Below are 18,423 nucleotides of genomic sequence, written 5' to 3'. Positions count from 1 at the left end.
GTGATGTGCTCCTATCGACTCAGGATGTGAATAGCGACGGCTGCTTCCTCTACACCTTGCAGACCGCCACCGTTTTCCTGGATGGCATGCCGCGCACCGGGTACCTGGCGTGCACCGGCCTCCCCGCGCAACTGGGTGGTCAGCTCGTACAACTGACCGATCCCTGTCGCACCCAGCGGATGGCCCTTGGATTCCAGGCCGCCAGAGGGATTGATCGGCAGGCGACCACCCAGGGTGAAATCGCCGCGTTCGGCACACACCCCACCCTCCCCCAGCGGCGCAAGCCCGAGGTTTTCCGCCTGGATGATTTCGCCCATGGCCGAGGCGTCGTGCACTTCGGCCACGTGCATGTCCTGCGGGCCAAGGCCGGCGATTTCGTAGGCTTCACGCGCTGCCAACAGGCTGACGTGCTTGTGCGGCTCGTCGAGCCCACGCAGGGTGAAGCTGCGGATCACGCTGGCGGCGATCCGCACACAACGTTTCGGGTCGGCACCAATGCGTTTCAATCCCGCCTCGGTACAGAGAATCGCGGCGGCCGCGCCGTCGGATAACGGCGCACACATCGGCAGCGTGATCGGATAAGTGATCGGCGGCGCGGCGAGCACTTCTTCAATGGTGAAGGTCTTGCGAAATTGCGAATACGGGTTGTGCACCGAGTGTTGATGATTCTTGGCGCACACCGCTGCAATCTGTCGCTGAGTGGTGCCGTAGGTCTTCATGTGCCAGCGACACATGGCGGCATAGATGGCCATGAACTTGCTGTATGGACGATCGGATTCCGAGCCCGGCGGCACCACGATGCCCTCGCCCATTTTCACCAGCGTCGCGTAGTTTTCCTCGGCGGTGGAAACGTCCCAGCCGGTTTCGAACAGGGCCAGCGCCCGCGCCTTGTCCGGCACGTTCATTTTCTCCGCGCCCAACGCCAGGGCTACGTCGGTAGCCCCCGAGCGCAAGCTCTGCACTGCCAGATGAACCGCGGTACTGCCCGAGGCGCAGGCGTTTTCGACGTTGTACACCGGCACCCCTTCGAGGCCGATCTTGCTGCACAGCACCTGCCCGGGAATCGACAGTTGCCCTTGCAGATGACCGTTGGTGATCCCGGCGTAGAACACCGCACCGATATCGGCGCGCAGGGCACCGGAATCGGCGAGTGCGCCTTGCAAGGCCTCCAGCGCCAGATCCTGAAGGCTTCGGTCCAAGTGGCGACCGAACTCGGTCATGGCAATGCCGGCGATGTAAATAGGTTCCATCAGATCATTTCCCTCAGATACGCCGCTCAACGTTTTGCCAGTAATGGGCACGCAGATCTTTTTTCAGTACTTTGCCGACCGGGCTGCGTGGCAATGCATCAATGAAATCCACGGTTTTCGGCGACTTGACCGAACCGAGCCGGGTCTTGCACAGCTCGATCAACTCCTCAGCAGTGACGGTATGCCCGGCGCTCAACTCGACCACGGCCTTCACGCCCTCGCCCCATTGCTCATCTGGCACACCGATGACGGCGCAGTCCTGCACCGCCGGATGACTCCACAGCACTTGCTCGACTTCACTGGGATAAACGTTAAATCCGCCGGAGATGATCATGTCTTTCTTGCGGTCGGTAATGTGCAGGTAGCCGTGCACATCGAAATGGCCGATGTCGCCGGTGTGCAGCCAGCCATCGACGATGGTTTCTGCGGTTTTCTGCGGATCCTTGTAGTAGCCCTTCATCACCAGATCGCCGCGCACACAGATTTCTCCGGTTTGGCCCTGGCCGAGAATGTCTCCGGCGTCGCTGAGAATTTCCACCCGAACCAGCGGATTAGGACGGCCTACCGATGACAAACGCTCGTCCGTTGCAAGACGTCCACCGTGCAAATGTTCGGCGGGCGGCAGGTTGGAAATCGAGGCCGGCGCTTCCGTCTGACCGTAACCGCCGGCCATTACCGGGCCAAAGGTCTCGATGGCTTGCTTGAGCTTGTCCACCGACATCGGTGCCGCGCCGTACAGGAAATACTTCAACGAGCTGAAATCGACCTTCTGCGCCAGATCCGGAACATCCAGCAGTCGATAGATAACCGTCGGCGGTAGAAAGGTCTCGGTGACCTTGTATTTCGGAATCATTGCCAGCATCAGTGCAGGATCCGGCTTAGTAATGATCACCACGGTGCCTCCGCGCGAGGTGCACGGCAGGGACAGCGTGCCGGCGGTATGCGTCATCGGCGCCGCCGCCAGGTTGACCGGCGGATGCTCATCGGCATATGGGAAATTGATCATAAAGTGCGCGCAGAACGTTTGGATGCTGCGATGAGTGTTCATCACCCCTTTCGGCAGCCCCGTGGTGCCGCCGGTTGGCGAGAGCGCCACGACATCATCGAGTTGATACTCGACCTTCGGTGCCGTGGCCGGCTGATCCGCGATCCAGGACTTGAGCGACGGCGCCCCGGGCAAGTGCTCGTCGATGCAGATCCACAACCGGATTTTCGGCAGGCTCGAACGCAACGCGTCGACGATCGGCGCGAACTCTCGTTGAAAAAACAGCACCTCGCAGTCGAAGGCATCGAGCACGTGACGGTTCTCTTCGGCGCTGTTGCGTGCGCCGATGGGAATCCAGCACAGGTTGGCGCGCCAGAGCCCCAGGGTGCAGGTCCAGGCCACCGCATCGTTGGCCGACCAGACTGCGCCCTTGGTGCCGCCGGGCAGGTCGGCGGCTAACAGCGCGTTGGCGATCCGGCTAGACAGGTTGCGGACTTCGGTGAAGGTGAACACCCGATCGTCCTGGATGTACGCCGCGCCGTGCGGATTGATCCGCCAGCCACGGTCGAAGAAATCAATAATCGCCATGTTATTCACTTCACAGTTGAGTAACGGTTGCGCGGGCCAGGCCACGCTGCTCGAGGAAGCCCAGCAGATAGCGATGACCGAAGGCTTTCGAGGCCGAGGCGAAACCGGTTCTGGCGGTGTCGTTATTCAACAGTTTGACCACGGCTGCGGCGTGCAAGGCCCCGGTGGCGATGTAAGGCGTGATGCCATGCACGGTGGCACGCACGGCCGTCAGTTGACCACGACCGATTGCGAAGTCAACGGTGCGTTGCAGAGTGCTGCGTTCACGCGGTGGCATGCTCGGGGTGGTCGATTGCACGAGGCTCTGGATCACCGCGTCCTGCTGTTCTTTGGGCAGGTGCTTGTATTCGGCTTCCCACTTCTCACCCAGGCCGTGGACCATTTTCATCACCGGGTTGTCGTAGAAGCCGACACAGGACATGCAACTGCGTACCCGGCCATCCTCTTCGTAAAATACCGGTAGTGAAGTGCCGCCCCAAGGCAGGCAGAACACAGCTTCCAGCAGATCAGGACAAACCACGTTGAAGCTTGTGTTCGGCGCATAAGGCACCAGTTCCTTCTCCCACAGGTAGGCGCCGGGGTAACGGACGCCCTCGAAAATGGTCGCCGTTGAACCGACAGTCACCCCAGCGGCACCGGTGCGTGGGCCGCGGGTCAGTGTCGCGGTTTCCAGCGAATCGACGCCCGGTGTTTCCAGGGCCAATTCGGCGGCGATCTCGGCGTAGGTGTACATGTACGCCAGCGATGGCGACAGCAGCAGCCCGGCCTGGCGATACAGCTCGCCGAACTGATCACGCAAGGCTCGAATGTGCGCCTGCTCTCCGGCTGGATCCAGATAATGGCAGCCAGCTTTCAAGGCCGCTTCTACGGCAGTCAGGCCAAAATTGATGAACGGGCCGACCGTGTTGCACACCACGCGCGCACCTTTGAAAACCGAGACCAGCGCGTCGACCTCGTGGGCGCATTCAATGATTTCGTAAGTGGCCGACTCCAGGCCGACGACGCGTTGTGCCATCATTTCCTGAGCACGGGCGGCGTTGCGAGCGACGGCGGTGAACGGGATGTGCTGGTCGATCAACCAGTCCATGATCAGCATGCCGGTGTAACCACTGGCGCCATAGACAACGACAGGATATTTGGCCATCGGGATTTACCTCATTTGTTATTGTTGGATGAGTGATGTCGGGTGCATTCAGAATCAGTTGTTAGCCCAGCCTTCGGCGTACAGCTGCTGGGCGAGCAGCCCCAGGCGCATGGTCAGGACCCGGTTTTCGCCGTCCTCGATCAATGACGACTGGGTGTCACGCAAGAGTTTTTCGATCGGGTATTCACGGGTGGTGCCATTGCCACCGAACAGGCGGAAAGCTTCCTGCACAACGGCCATCGCCTCTTCGGTCACCGTGACTTTGGCGGAGGCGGTGGCGTACGGATGGGTTTGCGGCGACAGGCGCGCGAAGCTCAGCGAACGTCGGGCGACCGCACGGGCCGTTTCGACCCGACGCAACATGTCACCCAGGCGCAGACGGGTCATCTGGTGGTCGATCAATGGGTGCCCGCCCTGGCGGCGCTCATGGCAGTACTGCAGGGCCATTTCGAAGGCGGCTCGTGCGACACCGGTAAACACCTGGCCCATGTGGGTGCCAGCGAACGACCAGGAAGAACTGACGGCGCCGTAGTAGTTGTCGCGCTCGGCGATAGCAAAGCGCCGAGGCACTCGTACGCTGTCGAAGTAGATTTCGCCTTGAGGCAAGGATCGCTGCCCGATTTTGTCCAGCGGCTTGCCTTTGGACACGCCCTTCAGATCAAGCGGAATAATCAGCGCAATCCCGTGCGGCCGGCCGTTCTCATCGTAAAAACCGTCACCGTAATCGGCGCAGATCAAGCCCAGTGCCACTTGGGCAATGACGCCGTTGGAGACCCACGCCGAGCTCTGGCCGTTGAGGATGACTTCATCGCCAACCACTTTGGCGGTCAGGTTGCCGATATTGCCGAGCTTGCCCGCTGGCCAGTCTCGCGCCATGTCGAAGATCTGGTTGTCGCTGCCACGGTCGGGTTGGGTGGCCATCCAGCAGCCGATCCGGCCCTGGCAGAGTTCGACCAGTTCGGCATTGCCGGCGGCAACGGCCATTTGCAGAGGGAAACCGGCGCAGCCCAAAGAGATCGCCAGCCCGGCGTCGCCCCAGCCGAGTTCTTCACCGATCAGCGATTCGATTCGCACCGCCATGTCCGGCGGCAACTGTGCCAACAGCGCCGGGTCGAGGCCGAGCTTGGCGAACTCGGCAAACAGCGAGTAGTAAGGCGAGCCAGGGACAACCACCTCTTCGGCGGTCATGCGGTCCAGCTCGCGACCCAATGGTCGCAACACTTCTTTGGCGAAGCGGTGCACGGAGGCCTGAATCGCAGCCTCCTCTTCCGTCAGCGGGGTTTCGAAACCGGTGAGTCCAGCGGCTGGCAGGGTGAGTGTCGACTTGAGCGAGATCATCAAAGTACCTCCATCGAGAGTGGCAGCCGCTGCGCTTGCAGCGTGCTGCGTCTTGTTATTTGCCATCGACTCTAACAAGCAAAATTAATTAACGCAACATTCGTTATGTTTATTATTTTGCACCTATAGAAACTCATTCAGGCATGGAAATTCGGCCGGAAATCAGCAGTTCGTTTGAGAAAAAATCGCGCCGACGTGTCGGGAAACGAGCATGGCGTCCGCCTCCCGACATACCGCCGGTATCAGTGCCGAGAAACGACGCCTCTACGGGAAAAGACGATCGGCGAGCCATCCCCGTTCAGCAGTGTCGCCGTGAGCGAAACCCCGTCGCCGCTGGGTTGTTCATGGAAACTTTGGCCACCGTCGTCGCTGCGCACGATCAAACCGTCCAGACCTACGGCGATGACTGTTTGCCCGGAAACATCGATGGCGGTGACCGAGCTCTTGCTTTGCAGCGACACGCGCTGCCAACGTGCGCCGTCGGCGGAGCCGTGCAGCAACGTGCCGCGTTGCCCGCCCACCAGCAGCGAGCCGTCGCCCAGCACCGCCCCCGTCCACAGCGTGCCGCTGTAACCGGTATCCACATAGCGCCAGTGCTTGCCCTGATCGTCTGAGCGCAATAACTGGCCGCGTTCGGCGGTGGCGTACAAGCACCCTTCCCCATCGGCAAACAGCCCCATTAGGTTTAGGTCGGCCCGCTTCGAACCCGGCGGAGCTTCGAGTCGCTGCTCGGTCCAGTGCTTGCCGCCGTCATCGGTGGTCAGCACCAGCGACCACAGCCCCACCGCCACCCCTTGCTGCGGATTGAAAAAGTGCACGGCAAACAGTGGCCGATCTTCTGCACTGGAAAGGCGCTGCACCTGCCAGGTATCGCCGCCGTCAGTAGTGGCCAGAATCGCCCCCCAGTGACCAACGGCCCAACCCTGACGGGCATCGACGAAGGACACCCCCGTCAGAGGGGTGGCCAACGGCACGGATGTCGCTTGACGGAAATGCCCACCGTGATCATCCGACAACAGCACCACGCCGTGATCGCCGACGGCAACGGTTCGCTCCCCGGCCCGGGCAACGCTCAACAGCGTCGCGGCATTGGCGCTGGCCGTTTGTGTAGCCGGTACAGCCGACAAGGACGAAGCCTGCAATAACGCCGGCAACATCAGAACCAGTAAAGGCATCAGGTTTCGCATGGCTGTCTCCTCAATGCACCAGTGAGCCGATCAGGCGCACTGGGCGCCGTCGCGGGAATGTCCGCTCCAGCCATACTGCGAAGGCTGGGAGAACGGTCATAGCCATGATCATGTTGACCAGAAACATGAAGGCCAACAGCTTGCCCATGTCTGCCTGAAACTTCAGATCGGAAAACGCCCAGGTGGCGACGCCCGCCGCCAGGGTGATCGCAGTAAAAATCGTGGCGACGCCGACCTCCAGCAATGCATGCTCCACGGCTTTGGTGATCGGTTGCCCGAGCGCCTGATGCAGCTGCAAACGGTTATAGATGTAGAACGCGTAATCCACGCCGATGCCGACCGCCAGCACCATGACCGGTAAGGTGGCGATGGTCAGGCCGATCTGCAGCTCCTTCATGAACCAGTAGCCGATGAAGGTCCCCAGAGTCAGCGGCAGGCAGCAGACCAGCACTGCGCGCCAATCGCGGTAGACGACAAACACCAGCAGCGCGATAGCGCCGTAGACGTAAAGCATCATCGGCAACTCGCTGCGTTCCACTTCTTCGTTGATCGCCGCGATCACGCCGGCGTTACCGGACGCCAGACGTACACTCACCCCGGGCTGAGTGAACTGGCTGCGGAAAGCCTTGGCCGCGGTGATCACCCGGTGAATGGTGGTTGCCTTGTGATCGGCGAGAAACAAATGCACCGCGGTCATACTGCAATCAGGCCGCATCATGCCGGGCACGCGAGCCACCTCGGCGGCCATCGACGAGTAGTTGGTCGGGTCGATGGGCACCGCGTTCATTTTCGGGTTGCCCTCGTTATAGCCCTCGTTGAACTGGCGCAGGCTGTTGGAAAACGAGGTCACCGAGACCACACCAGGCACACCTTGCATGGCCCAGACAAAACGGTCCTGATATTGGCCGAGAGCGACGTTCTCGCAGTCGTTCGCACCGCCATCGACCTTGACCTCGAAGACCACACTGAGCCAGTCCAGACCAATGTCGTAATTGCTGGCGATCGACAGCGCATCCCGATTGAAGCGCGCATCCTCGCGCAGTTCCGGGGCTCCGGCCTGTAAAGAACCGACGACTCGATCATGGCTTTGCCACGCCGCCGTGACAAAGATCAGCACGGCCATACCCAGCACCCAGCGCACGTTGTGCCATTCGCTCAAACGGGCGAGACCGTGTAACCAACGGACACGGCGCTGGCGAGAAACTTCCTCGGCTGCGGCGTAACCGTCATGCACCCTGAGCATCGAGGCCAGCACGGGCAGCATCACCAGATTGGTGACGATCTTGAACGCCACCCCGAGTGAAGCGGTGATTGCCAGTTCCCGCACCATGGGTATCGGGATCAACAGCAACGTCACGAACGATACGAATGCGGTGACCAACGCCAGTGTGCCGGGAATCAGCAACCCACTGAAACTGGCACGCGCCGCGCCCTCCACCGACTTGCCGCAGGCGATCTCGCGAATGATGAAGTTGATCTGCTGCACGCCATGGGATACCCCTATGGCAAACACCAGAAACGGTACCAGCACCGCCAACGGATCGAGGCCATAGCCGAGCAGACGCAAAGCGCCGAACTGCCAGATCAGCGAAACCAGCGAGCAACCCACCGCCAGCAAGGTGAAACGCAGCGAATGGCAGTACCAGAACACCGCAGCCGCTGTCAGCAACAAGGCCAGCAGACAGAACTCGAAAACCGCCGAAGCGCCCACGGCAATGTCCCCGATCTGCTTGGCGAAGCCGATGATCTGGATCTCGAAATCCATGTCCTCGAACTGACCGCGAATCTGCTGCTCCAGGACCTGGTTGTAAGCCACATAGTCCAGGCGCTGGCCGTTAGTATCGAACTCGTTGAGGTCGACCGTGATCATCGCGCTGCTTTGGTCGCGAGCCACCAGCGTTCCGATAAAACCACCCTGCGCCGTCGAGTTGGCGATCATGGCTATGCTCGTATCATCGAGACTTTCCGGCGTTACCGTCCCTGGTACCAGCGGGTCGGCACGAAAGCCCTCTTCGGTGATTTCATTGACGAACGCGTTGGGCGTCCACAACGAACGCACGCTGCTGCGCGACACGTTGGGCAGAAAGATCAGCGCCTGGGTGACGTCATACAGACGGTTGAGCCCTGCCTGGCTCCAGATCGTCCCTTGGCGAGCCTTGACCACCACCGTCAACCGATTCGCGCCGAGCAAGTCATTGCGATAGGTCTCAAAGGTCTCGATGTATTCATGGCCGATGGGCAACTGCTTTTCAAACCCGGCTTCCATGCGCAACTGCACGGCAAACCAAGCCATGCCCAAGGTGAACAGCGCCAGGCTCGCCAACGTCAGCATGCGATGCGAGAACAGCCATTGTTCGATGCGCGGTAACACGCCGCGCGAAGTGCTTTGCTTAAGGTTCAGGGAACTGTTCACGGCGCGCCTCACAGGGTTCGGGAAACCACAAGGCCAACGTAATCGCGATCACGCAGCAGTTGATCGTAAGGGGTCTTGCCGCCCATGAACTTTGCGTAGTTGGCCGAGATTTGCCAGCTCGCCGGATTGCGCACGAAGTTGAGGTAGAGGTTCATGCTGCTGGCGTCTTCGGTGAAGGTGGCCGACAGGTTCGGGGTGCGTCCGTTGATCGAGCGCGAGTAGAACACTCCCGGCGTGACCTGCCAGCCAGGAACGAGCGTGTTGTCATAGGTCAGGCTCAAATCGAGGCTGATGCCAGAGGAGGTTTTGTTACCCTTGGCGCTCGGCGCGATGGCCGGGTCCAGTTGCCAGGTATTAAGGCCGGCGGCGATGGGTTCCCCGGCGTAGTCGTTATGCAGACCGGGGTATTTCACGACCACCAGTTCGCTCAACAAGGTACCGGTGCTGGCACCGGTGAATTCGAGCAAGGTCGGCGAGTTGGACGGCGTCATGCTGTAGATGCCGGTCAGGTGCCATTGCAGTTTCTTTGCGTCTTTCCAGCATTTGCCACCGTTGGCGGCGCAAGCGTCGATGACCGGGTTGAGCGGTACCGCATCCTTGGGACGATAGGACAACTCGGTGCCCAGTGCCCAGTCGCCGACCGGCATATTGGCGCTGATGCCGTACATCATGCGGTCTTCCGGATATTCCCAGGTCGGCGCCGCGGCGAAGGTTTGCGGATCCACCTGCACGCTCAGTGACGGCAGTTTGTCGTGATAACGCATCACGTACAGACCCAGGTTGAGATCGGTGTTGTCAGGCTGCCAGCGCAGTGACACGCCCCATTGGCCGCTGTTGCGCGCCTCTTTTTCATCGTACCCGTAGGTACCCCTGCCCTCACCCAGCGCGTGGGTGGTGGACCAATAGCTCCCTACCGGGGGCAATTCACTTTTGTTCCAATTGAACTGCCAATACGCCTCGATATTCACCCCGGCACCAAGCCCCGACGCCAGGCTCAACATCGGGGCCGGCAGCAAGGCTTCCTTGAGCTGGGTACCGGGACGCGACAATGCCATGACATCGTAAGCGTTGGTGTTGTTGATGCCGCCAGCAGCGAACAGACTCTCGCCCCAGTTGATCACCTGATTACCCAGGCGAGCGCGAACACGTTGGTCACCGACATCGAAACTCTTGCTCACCCACAGATCCAGCAGACGCGCCTTGAACTCCAGATCGTCTCGGGCGCCACTGGTGAGGCCGTCGCTACCGACACCTTCAGGCCGGTTAGCCGATAGCGCACCGCTGGTGTCGGTCGCGGCAAAGTCCCGAATCCAGCTACCGCGCGCCATGAACGTGTAGTCTTCGGGAAACTTCAGCACCAGTTCATGGATGCCTTTTATGTAGTTGGTGAACAGGTCGCCCCGGTCGTAGTTCAAGTCGCCCTGGTCACCAACACCTGCGCTGGGCGCCAGACAGCCGCTGGGTGGATTGTGCCCGCCGGGGCCGCTAGTGATAAGGTTGCAGCCGCGCGATTCGGTGCGCAGTCCCATGCCCACGGCGATGGTGGAGTCGAAAGAGCCGCGAATGTTTTCGGTTTCAAAGGTGAACGCCATGGCAAATGGGGTTGCACACGCGATGACAAGACCTGAGGTTCTACTGATTATTTTTTTCATGTCTGCTCCCGAAAGCCGCTATCAGCGTTCGCTGTTGGCGCGCAGGTTGTCGGAGGTGTAGAAGTCGCGTTTCAGGCGCGGATTGCTCGCCCCGTCGGTCAGCCAGCGATGGTCGTTCTTGCCGGTGCCAATGGAGGTCATGTCGTACAGGTAGCGACCGTCAACCAGGTTGTATTGCGCCTGGGCTTCCATGTCGCAGGTGCCGGTCTCGTACACCGGGATTGTGTAACCCTCGCGGACCTTCCAGATTTGCCCCTGCTTGTCGTAGTCCACCGCCATCAGCGCGTTCCAGCTGTCTTCGTCGATGTAGAACAGACGCTTCGGTGCCTGATGGCGCATGCCTTGGCGGACGGTCGCTTCGACCACCCACACGCGGTGCAGCTCATAGCGACGCGATTCGGGAGCGATGAAGTCGCGCTTGGCCACCTCCTCGATCTTCGCCGAGTTGTCGTAGGCCCCGAACGAGTTGTAGGGCACAAGCATTTCCTGCTTGCCCAGCAGCTTCCAGTCGAAGCGGTCCATGGGGCCGAAGAACACGTTGGATTCATCGATGGTGTATTGATTGTCCAGGCCGATTTGCGGTGCGTCGTAGGAATACGCCGGCATGCGCCGCACGCGGCGCTGGCCCGGGAAGTAATAGAACGTGGTGGCTTGCTCGCCGGCCTTGGTGGTGACCACCCCGGCTTGTCCGGCAAGCGCGGCGGGGTCGGTGTAGCTGAAGTAGGTGGCGACTTCCAGGCGATCGAATGACGAGAACAGCGCGCTGCCCTTCACGCCCCATGGTGTGTACATGAACCAGTCGGTGGAGGTGCGCAGCCAGTCTTCACTGCCCTTGCGTGGCGAAATTCCGGAAACGGTTTTCGACATATCGAAGCCAACGCCGCGATAGCGCATTTTCATGTTCCACATCACTTCGGCACCCGAGGCTGGAAATGGAAACGGAATGCCTGGAACATAGGCTTCCTGCAACGCCAGGCCGTCGCCGTCGAGCTTGGCGAAACCGACGTTCTTCTTCGTGTTCTGCGCGACGAAATCCGGCACGCCACAGCTGCGTCGTGTCGGGTACACGTCCATCCGGTAGCCGGGAATCTTCTTGAACATTTCTACCTGGCCCGGTGAAAGCTTGCTGGCGTATTTATCGACGTTGCCCGAGTCGATGCTGAACAGCGGCTTGTCATCCTTGAACGTCCATTGCTTGCCGCGCACTTGGCCATGGGTCCAACTGCCACCTTGAGGACCGGGTGCTGTCCACGCGGGAATCACCCCGTCGGCACTGGCCGCCGCCTCGCCTCCCAGCGGAGTCAGTTTGGTGCCGAGTAATGCTGGATCCTTATCTGCTGCCTGTGCCGTACAGAAAAACGCCGAGGCAGCGACGGCCGCGACCAGATGCCGGATTACGACGCCAATAGAAAAATTGTTATGGGGGCGCTCAATCACTGTGTTCATGGGAGGGATCCTCGTGGGCCTTGATCAGCAACGGGGTGGTCTTTACGGTGGCAACCCGTTGCCTGCGCTAACCTAATCAACTGACTTGATCAAATGACCAAGTCGAGTAATCAAAGCAAGCCCGGTGCCAAGATCCACAGAGCGGGAATTAGTCGTTTCTTATCAATCGATTGCGCGATCGCGGGGTACACAGCGCGATAAAACTGCCGGAGGATGTTTCCGTTTGTTTCGCCGAAACGCACCGATTCGGGAAATAACGAAACAGTTGTTACTATTATTGGTGCAGCCGTTTCATGTCCCCTTTCCATTCATGACGCCTGGTGATTTGTTGCTGTAGGATCCGCAAGCGTCGACATCGCCCTTGTCGTTATAGGGCGCCAGGAATAAAGGAGATTGCTGAACCATGGCCAGAATGGGCGCTGAATTACGCCGGCAGGATTTCGTCGAGGCAACGATCAGAGTGATCGCCGAGCATGGCGTAGCCAATGCCACGACCCGCCGTATTGCGGCGCAAGCCGGCTGTCCGTTAGCTTCGTTGCATTACGTGTTCCATACCAAGAACGACCTGTTTTATGCGGTCTACGAATCGCTGTTCAGCCTGCCACCGCAAGCGCTGGAACAGGTACCGGCCGGGGCCACTGCTGCGGCGACGGCAGCCGAAGTTCTGCGGCAATTGATCACTTGGTTCATCGATCATCCGGATGCGGCCAGGGCGCAGACCGAGTTGTTCTTCTGGGCAATGCGCAATGACCCGCAAATGGCCAGCAAGATTTACTCGGTGGCCATTGAAGCCACCGAGCAGGCGCTGCAGCGAGCCATGGGAACTGAGTTGAGCGAAGCGTTTTTAAAGGCGTCCAGCCGCTTGCTGATTCAACTGGTAGACGGGCTGACCATTGCCTGGTCGGCCCACGGTGATCTGGATCGATTGCGAGCCGAAACCGAGACTGCTTGCACTGCGCTGGCCTTGTTGGTGGCCAGTCACTGAGTCGATCCTTGCCCAGGCGCCGCATGGGGATCAGATCGCGCAGGCTTCTTACAATTCATGACATTCGAACGGTGCGCAACGCCGATCCCGTGATGAACAAAACTGTCTCAGATGAAGTCATTTGCTCTATTTCGGTGGTTTTCGTTGCAGTAATGAGCTTTTCCTGCACAATTCGGCGGATTGAAATTCGATTCGAGACCGACTGATGACCCTGACTCCTCAAGACGAACGACTTATCAAGGCGCTGGCCTTGGCCATCGTGGATCGCCCTCGGGCGACACTCAAGGAACTGGCTGAAGCGGCTGGCGTCAGCAAGGCTACGCTGCATCGCTTTTGCGGCACCCGTGACAACCTGGTGCAGATGATGGAAAACCACGGTGAGACGGTGCTGAACCAGATCACCACCACCACCGACCTGTTGCACGGCGAGCCGGTACAGGCCTTGCGCAGTTTGATCAACGAGCATCTCGCGCATCGGGAAATGCTGGTTTTCCTGCTCTTTCAGTACCGCCCCGACACGTTTGCGGTCAATGGTGAGGGCGACCGCTGGCAGACTTATGCTGACGCTCTGGATGCTTTTTTTCTGCGTGGCCAGCAACTGGGCGCGTTTCGTATCGATGTCACCGCCGCGGTTTTCACGGAGCTGTTCCTGACCATGATTTTCGGCATGGTTGATGCCGAGCGCCGTGGGCGCGCGGCCAGTGCCAACTCGGCCAATGTGCTGGAACAGATGTTCCTGCATGGCGCGGCCGGCGCAGCGAGTGCGTTGTAAGCCTTACTCGGTTTTCCTGGAAAAAAAAGCCCCGAGACCTTTCGGTCTGCGGGGCAAAGGCGGTTGGATGCGCCAACCAAAGGAGCTCTTGTCAGGCGTTATCTAACGGTTGTCGGCGTGGACCAACCTCCGCCCAGCGAACGGAACAGATCGACCAGAGCAATCTGGCGTTGCGTGCTGACCTCGATAAACGTTGTTTCATTGACGAAACTGGTGCGCTGCGCATCGAGATAACGCAGGTGGCTGTCGATACCGCCTTCATATCGGGCCTTGGCCAGACTCAGGGTTTCAGTGCTGGTATTGGCCAGCGCGCGGCGCGCGGCCTCCTCCCGGCGCAAGGTGTCGGTGGCAGCCAATGCATCGGCGACCTCGCGGAACGCCGTCTGAATCGTGCCTTCGTAGGCCGCCACAGCTGAATCCTTGCGGGCTTCGGCCAGACTCAGCCCGGCACTGTTGCGACCAGCATCGAACAACGGCAGCGAAAGGTTCGGTACGAAACTCCAGGAGCGCGAACCGCCGTCGAACAGACCGGACATCTGCGCGCTGGAAGTACCAAAGCTGCCGGTCAGGCTGATACGCGGAAAGAACGCCGCCCGTGCCGCGCCGATATCGGCATTGCGCGCTTGCAGTCGATGCTCGGCCGCAAGAATGTCCGGCCGGCGCTCGATCAGCGTCGATGTGGTGTCCGCAGCGATGTCTTGCACCAGCATCGGCTGCGTCGTCAGCCGCTCGGGAATCACCTTGCCCGCGTCCTTTGTGCCCAGCAGCAAAACCAGCGCGTTGAACGCCTGCTGCTTCTCGCGCAGATTGCGTTCCTGTTCGGCCCGCGCCTGTTCCACCAGCCCCAGAGCTTCCTGATAATCCAGCGCTGTCGCCGTGCCGCTGGAGCGGCGCTGACTGATCAGCGCGAACGAGTATTCGCGGCTGCTCAGGGTTTGTTGGGTCAACTCCAGCCGACGCTGGGCGCCGTCGTGAACCAGATAGGCCTGGCTGACTTCAGCGATCAGCGCGATCTGCGCGGCGCGGGCTGCTTCTTCGGTGGCCAGGTATTCCTGCAGCGCAGAGTCACTGAGGCTCTTTACCCGGCCAAACAGATCCAGCTCGTATTCGGGCAGCGACAGACCGACCTGATACTGGCTGGCCACCCCTGCCCGGCCGTCACTGGCCAGGTCCGACGGCAAGCGCTGGCGGTTGCCGGACGCGCTTGCATTCAGCCCCGGAACCCGATCGGCCCGCTGAATGCGGTACTGCGCCCGGGCCTGCTCGATGTCCAAAAGGGTCTGGCGCAACGAGCGATTGTTATCCAGCGCAACACCCACCAGACGGCGCAGGTCGGGATCGACGATGAACGACTGCCACGCCAACTGGTTGATCGGAGCGCCCTGTTTCAACGACTCGCCCGCCCAGTTGTCCGCAATCGGTGCGACGGGCCGCTCATAGGTCGGCGCCAACGAGCAACCGGCCAACAACATGGCGATCACCAGCGTAGAAAATCCTGAAATACGCATGCGTCACTCCTGAGCCAAAGCGGGTTGTTCAATGGGAGCCGGTTTACTGCGCAACATCGATAGCACCCACACAAAACAGATCGGTACAAACAACACACCCAGCAGTGTCGCGCTGAGCATGCCGCCGATCACCCCGGTACCGATTGCCCGCTGACTTGCAGCCCCTGCCCCGGTCGCCAGTGCTAGCGGCACCACACCGAGAATGAAGGCCATGGAGGTCATCACGATTGGCCGGAAGCGCAGCCGTGCAGCCTCGATCGCGGCGTCGCGCAGGCTGTAACCTTTTTCCCAGAGTTCCTTGGCGAACTCGACGATCAGAATCGCGTTCTTCGCCGCCAGACCTATGATGGTGATCAAACCGACCTTGAAGTACACATCGTTAGGCATGCCAGCGACCATCACCGCGAGTACCGCACCGATGGCGCCGATCGGCACAATCAGCATCACGGTCAACGGAATCGCCCAGCTCTCGTACAGCGCCACCAGCAGCAGGAACACCACCAGAATGGCCAGCGCAAACAGTTGCGTGGCCTGACCACTGGAGACCTTCTCCTGGTAGGACAAACCGGTCCACTCGTAGCTGAAACCGGCCGGCAACTGCGCGGCGATACGCTCCATTTCTGCCATGGCTTCACCGGTGCTGTAGCCCGGCCCGGCATCACCGACGATGCGCACCGACGGATAACCGTTGTAGCGCACTACCTGCACCGGACCTTCCTCCCAATGCGTGGTGACGAAAGCGCTGAGCGGCACCAGATCGCCCGCGCTGTTGTGTACGTACAGTTTGAGCACGCTTTCCGGAGTCATCCGGTCGCCCTGCTCGGCCTGCACCACCACGCGCTGCTGGCGGCCGGCATTGGTGAAGTCGTTGATCACCTCCGAACCGAAAGCGGCAGACAACGCACTGCTGATCGATTCAAAACTCACCCCCAGGGTGCGCGCCTTGTCACGGTCGATCACTACGCGCAATTGCGGCGACTCCGCCAGACCTTCCATCATCGCATAGAGAATTTTCGGGTTGCCGTTGGCCTGACCAAGCACCTGATCACGAGCAGCGAGCAACGCTTCCCGACCCAGGCCGGCACGATCCTGCAGGCGTAGGGCGAAACCACCGGAGTTGCCCAGACCGTCAATCGGCGGCGGTGGCACGGCCATCACCGCACCGTCGTTGGCCACGGCAAATTGCTCGTTCAGCGCATTGACTTCTGCCATGGCCGATTGATCTTCGCCACGCTCCGACCAGTCCTTGAACACCGGGAATGCCAGCGCTGCGTTATCGCCCATCCCGGAGAAGCTGAAGCCGGACACCAGGAACGTCGACTGAACCGCGTCACGGGTAGCCAGGTAACGCTCCAGTTGTTCGCCAGTCGATTCGGTACGGGTACGGGTCGCGCCCGGCGGCAGCTGGACGTCGACGATCATGTAGCCCTGGTCCTCCACCGGCACAAACGATTCCGGCAGGCGCAGGTAGAAGTAACCGAGCATGGCGATAATGCCCAGGTACACCAACATCATCCGGCCGGAACGCGCCACCAGCCCGTTGTTCAGGACTGAATAGCGATCGGTGAGCTTGGCAAAGCCACGGTTGAAGGCGCCGAAGAAGCCGCGCTTTTCATGGTGCCCTTGTGGAATCGGCTTGAGCAGCGTGGCGCATAGCGCCGGGGTGAACGTCAGCGCGAGGAACCCGGAGAACAGAATCGACACCGCCAGCGATACCGAGAATTGCTGGTAGATCACACCGACCGAGCCGGACATGAATGCCAGCGGCATGAACACCGCCGAAAGCACCAGGGTGATACCGATGATCGCGCCCGATACCTGCCCCATCGCTTTCACCGTGGCGTCGACCGGCGACAAGCCCTCCTCGGCCATGATCCGTTCGACGTTCTCCACCACGACAATGGCGTCGTCCACCAGAATGCCGATGGCGAGCACCATGCCGAACATGGTCATCATGTTCACCGAGAAGCCCAGCACGTACATCATCAGCAGCGTGCCCAGCAGACACACCGGTACCACGATCGACGGAATCAAGGTGTAGCGGATGTTCTGGAGGAACAGGAACATCACTAGGAATACCAGGACCATCGCTTCGATCAGGGTATGAATAACCTTCTCGATCGCGACATCAACGAAACGCGAGGTGTCGTAAGGAACGGAATATTCCACGTCATCCGGGAAGTAGGCCGACAGTTCGGCCAGGCGCTGCTTGACCGCAGTTGCGGTCTGGATCGCGTTGGCGCCCGGCGACAACTGGATCGCCGCTGCCACGGCGGGTCTGCCATTCAGGCGCGAGTTGAAGTTGTAACTTTCCTGACCGATTTCCACGCGGGCGACGTCGCCCAGTTTGACCGTCGAACCGTCCTCGTTGGCACGCAGGACAATACGAGAGAATTCTTCCGGATTATCCAGCGTACCTTTCACCGCCAGGGTGGCGGTCAGTTCCTGCTGGCTGCTGGTCGGCGTACTGCCGAAGCTGCCAGCCGGCACTTGCACGTTCTGGCCACGGATGGCCGCGCTGACGTCGTCGATGGATAGCCCGTAGCCCACCAGTTTCTGCGGGTCGAGCCAGACGCGCATCGCCGCTTCAGAGGAGAAGAACTGCAGCTTGCCGACGCCCGGAACCCGGCGTAGCTCGTTGTTGATGTTGCGCGCGGCGTAGTCGCCCAATGCGGTGGTGTCACTGTGCTGGGTGCCTTCCTTATAGTTCAGCGCATAGATCAGCAGGAAACCGGCACTGGTTTGCTCCACCTCCAGACCTTGGGTCAGCACGGCTTGCGGCATCCGCGCTTCGGCTTTTTTCAAGCGGTTTTGCACATCAACCTGAGCGAGCTGCGGATCTGTGCCCGGCTGGAACGTCACTGCAATTTCGGCGATACCGTTGGAGTTGTTGGTCGACTCGAAATACAGCAGGTTCTTCGCACCGTTGAGCGACTCTTCGATCACGCTGGTGACCGAGTCCACCAGCACCTTCGCGGAGGCGCCGGGATAGGTCGCCGTCACCTTGATCTGCGGCGGCGCGACGTTGGGGTACTGCGCTACCGGCAGCATCGGAATGACCAGCAGACCGGCCAGAGAAATGAACAGCGCTACCACCCAGGCGAAGTTCGGGCGTTTGATAAAAAACAGAGACATCGGAATATCCTCGCGGCGAC

12 protein-coding genes are annotated in these 18,423 nt (G+C 60.3%); 2 read left to right on the top strand and 10 right to left on the bottom strand.

The genetic code is table 11. From position 1 onward, the window contains the following. Positions 1-11 precede the first annotated feature (11 nt). The 8 genes from APH41_RS11305 to APH41_RS11270 form a co-directional block, all read right to left on the bottom strand. Positions 12-1,250, bottom strand: a complete 1,239-nt coding sequence (locus APH41_RS11305; protein ID WP_054896438.1) for a thiolase family protein — start codon at positions 1,248-1,250, stop codon at positions 12-14. Positions 1,251-1,263: 13 nt separating this feature from the next. Beyond that, on the bottom strand, positions 1,264-2,823 hold the full coding sequence (locus tag APH41_RS11300) for an AMP-binding protein (protein ID WP_054896437.1): 1,560 nt from the start codon (positions 2,821-2,823) through the stop codon (positions 1,264-1,266). Between the two features lie 10 nt (positions 2,824-2,833). Then, positions 2,834-3,967, bottom strand: a complete 1,134-nt coding sequence (locus tag APH41_RS11295; RefSeq protein WP_054896436.1) for a trans-acting enoyl reductase family protein — start codon at positions 3,965-3,967, stop codon at positions 2,834-2,836. A gap of 54 nt (positions 3,968-4,021) precedes the next feature. After that, positions 4,022-5,305, bottom strand: coding sequence for an acyl-CoA dehydrogenase family protein (locus APH41_RS11290; RefSeq protein ID WP_054918966.1), 1,284 nt, complete (start codon positions 5,303-5,305; stop codon positions 4,022-4,024). A gap of 242 nt (positions 5,306-5,547) precedes the next feature. Beyond that, positions 5,548-6,492, bottom strand: a complete 945-nt coding sequence (locus APH41_RS11285; protein WP_054918964.1) for a YCF48-related protein — start codon at positions 6,490-6,492, stop codon at positions 5,548-5,550. A 10-nt stretch (positions 6,493-6,502) separates the two neighbouring features. Beyond that, positions 6,503-8,824 (bottom strand): RND family transporter, encoded by a 2,322-nt coding sequence (locus tag APH41_RS11280; protein ID WP_371262622.1) that lies wholly within the window; start codon positions 8,822-8,824, stop codon positions 6,503-6,505. Between the two features lie 89 nt (positions 8,825-8,913). Continuing rightward, on the bottom strand, positions 8,914-10,557 hold the full coding sequence (locus APH41_RS11275; RefSeq protein WP_054896432.1) for a DUF1302 domain-containing protein: 1,644 nt from the start codon (positions 10,555-10,557) through the stop codon (positions 8,914-8,916). 21 nt (positions 10,558-10,578) lie between these two features. Next, complete coding sequence (locus APH41_RS11270) at positions 10,579-12,003, bottom strand: DUF1329 domain-containing protein (RefSeq protein WP_054896431.1); 1,425 nt, start codon at positions 12,001-12,003, stop codon at positions 10,579-10,581. A 403-nt stretch (positions 12,004-12,406) separates the two neighbouring features. On the opposite strand from APH41_RS11270, the gene APH41_RS11265 reads away from it, so the two are divergent. Next, positions 12,407-12,988 (top strand): TetR/AcrR family transcriptional regulator, encoded by a 582-nt coding sequence (locus APH41_RS11265; RefSeq protein WP_169918920.1) that lies wholly within the window; start codon positions 12,407-12,409, stop codon positions 12,986-12,988. A 205-nt stretch (positions 12,989-13,193) separates the two neighbouring features. Continuing rightward, positions 13,194-13,760, top strand: a complete 567-nt coding sequence (locus tag APH41_RS11260; RefSeq protein ID WP_054918957.1) for a TetR/AcrR family transcriptional regulator — start codon at positions 13,194-13,196, stop codon at positions 13,758-13,760. Between the two features lie 98 nt (positions 13,761-13,858). On the opposite strand, the gene APH41_RS11255 is transcribed toward APH41_RS11260, so the two are convergent. Both APH41_RS11255 and APH41_RS11250 read right to left on the bottom strand, forming a co-directional pair. Beyond that, the gene (locus APH41_RS11255) at positions 13,859-15,268 is read right to left on the bottom strand and encodes an efflux transporter outer membrane subunit (RefSeq protein WP_054896429.1); all 1,410 of its coding nucleotides are present in this window, start codon (positions 15,266-15,268) and stop codon (positions 13,859-13,861) included. Between the two features lie 3 nt (positions 15,269-15,271). Then, positions 15,272-18,403 (bottom strand): efflux RND transporter permease subunit, encoded by a 3,132-nt coding sequence (locus tag APH41_RS11250; RefSeq protein WP_054918955.1) that lies wholly within the window; start codon positions 18,401-18,403, stop codon positions 15,272-15,274. Positions 18,404-18,423 lie beyond the last annotated feature (20 nt).

Origin of the sequence: Pseudomonas sp. NBRC 111138 (assembly GCF_001320835.1) — a bacterium.
Taxonomy (GTDB): domain Bacteria; phylum Pseudomonadota; class Gammaproteobacteria; order Pseudomonadales; family Pseudomonadaceae; genus Aquipseudomonas; species Aquipseudomonas paracarnis.
The sequence above is the reverse complement of the archived record's forward strand: the minus strand, read 5'-3'. Positions and strand labels throughout refer to the sequence as shown.

Excerpts from the sequence above, each read along its gene's own strand:
- APH41_RS11305 (WP_054896438.1), bottom strand. The coding sequence starts at position 1,250 with ATGGAACCTATTTACATCGCCGGCATTGCCATGACCGAGTTCGGTCGC.
- APH41_RS11300 (WP_054896437.1), bottom strand. The coding sequence starts at position 2,823 with ATGGCGATTATTGATTTCTTCGACCGTGGCTGGCGGATCAATCCGCAC.
- APH41_RS11295 (WP_054896436.1), bottom strand. The coding sequence starts at position 3,967 with ATGGCCAAATATCCTGTCGTTGTCTATGGCGCCAGTGGTTACACCGGC.
- APH41_RS11290 (WP_054918966.1), bottom strand. The coding sequence starts at position 5,305 with ATGATCTCGCTCAAGTCGACACTCACCCTGCCAGCCGCTGGACTCACC.
- APH41_RS11285 (WP_054918964.1), bottom strand. The coding sequence starts at position 6,492 with ATGCGAAACCTGATGCCTTTACTGGTTCTGATGTTGCCGGCGTTATTG.
- APH41_RS11280 (WP_371262622.1), bottom strand. The coding sequence starts at position 8,824 with ATGCTGACGTTGGCGAGCCTGGCGCTGTTCACCTTGGGCATGGCTTGG.
- APH41_RS11275 (WP_054896432.1), bottom strand. The coding sequence starts at position 10,557 with ATGAAAAAAATAATCAGTAGAACCTCAGGTCTTGTCATCGCGTGTGCA.
- APH41_RS11270 (WP_054896431.1), bottom strand. The coding sequence starts at position 12,003 with ATGAACACAGTGATTGAGCGCCCCCATAACAATTTTTCTATTGGCGTC.
- APH41_RS11265 (WP_169918920.1), top strand. The coding sequence starts at position 12,407 with ATGGCCAGAATGGGCGCTGAATTACGCCGGCAGGATTTCGTCGAGGCA.
- APH41_RS11260 (WP_054918957.1), top strand. The coding sequence starts at position 13,194 with ATGACCCTGACTCCTCAAGACGAACGACTTATCAAGGCGCTGGCCTTG.
- APH41_RS11255 (WP_054896429.1), bottom strand. The coding sequence starts at position 15,268 with ATGCGTATTTCAGGATTTTCTACGCTGGTGATCGCCATGTTGTTGGCC.
- APH41_RS11250 (WP_054918955.1), bottom strand. The coding sequence starts at position 18,403 with ATGTCTCTGTTTTTTATCAAACGCCCGAACTTCGCCTGGGTGGTAGCG.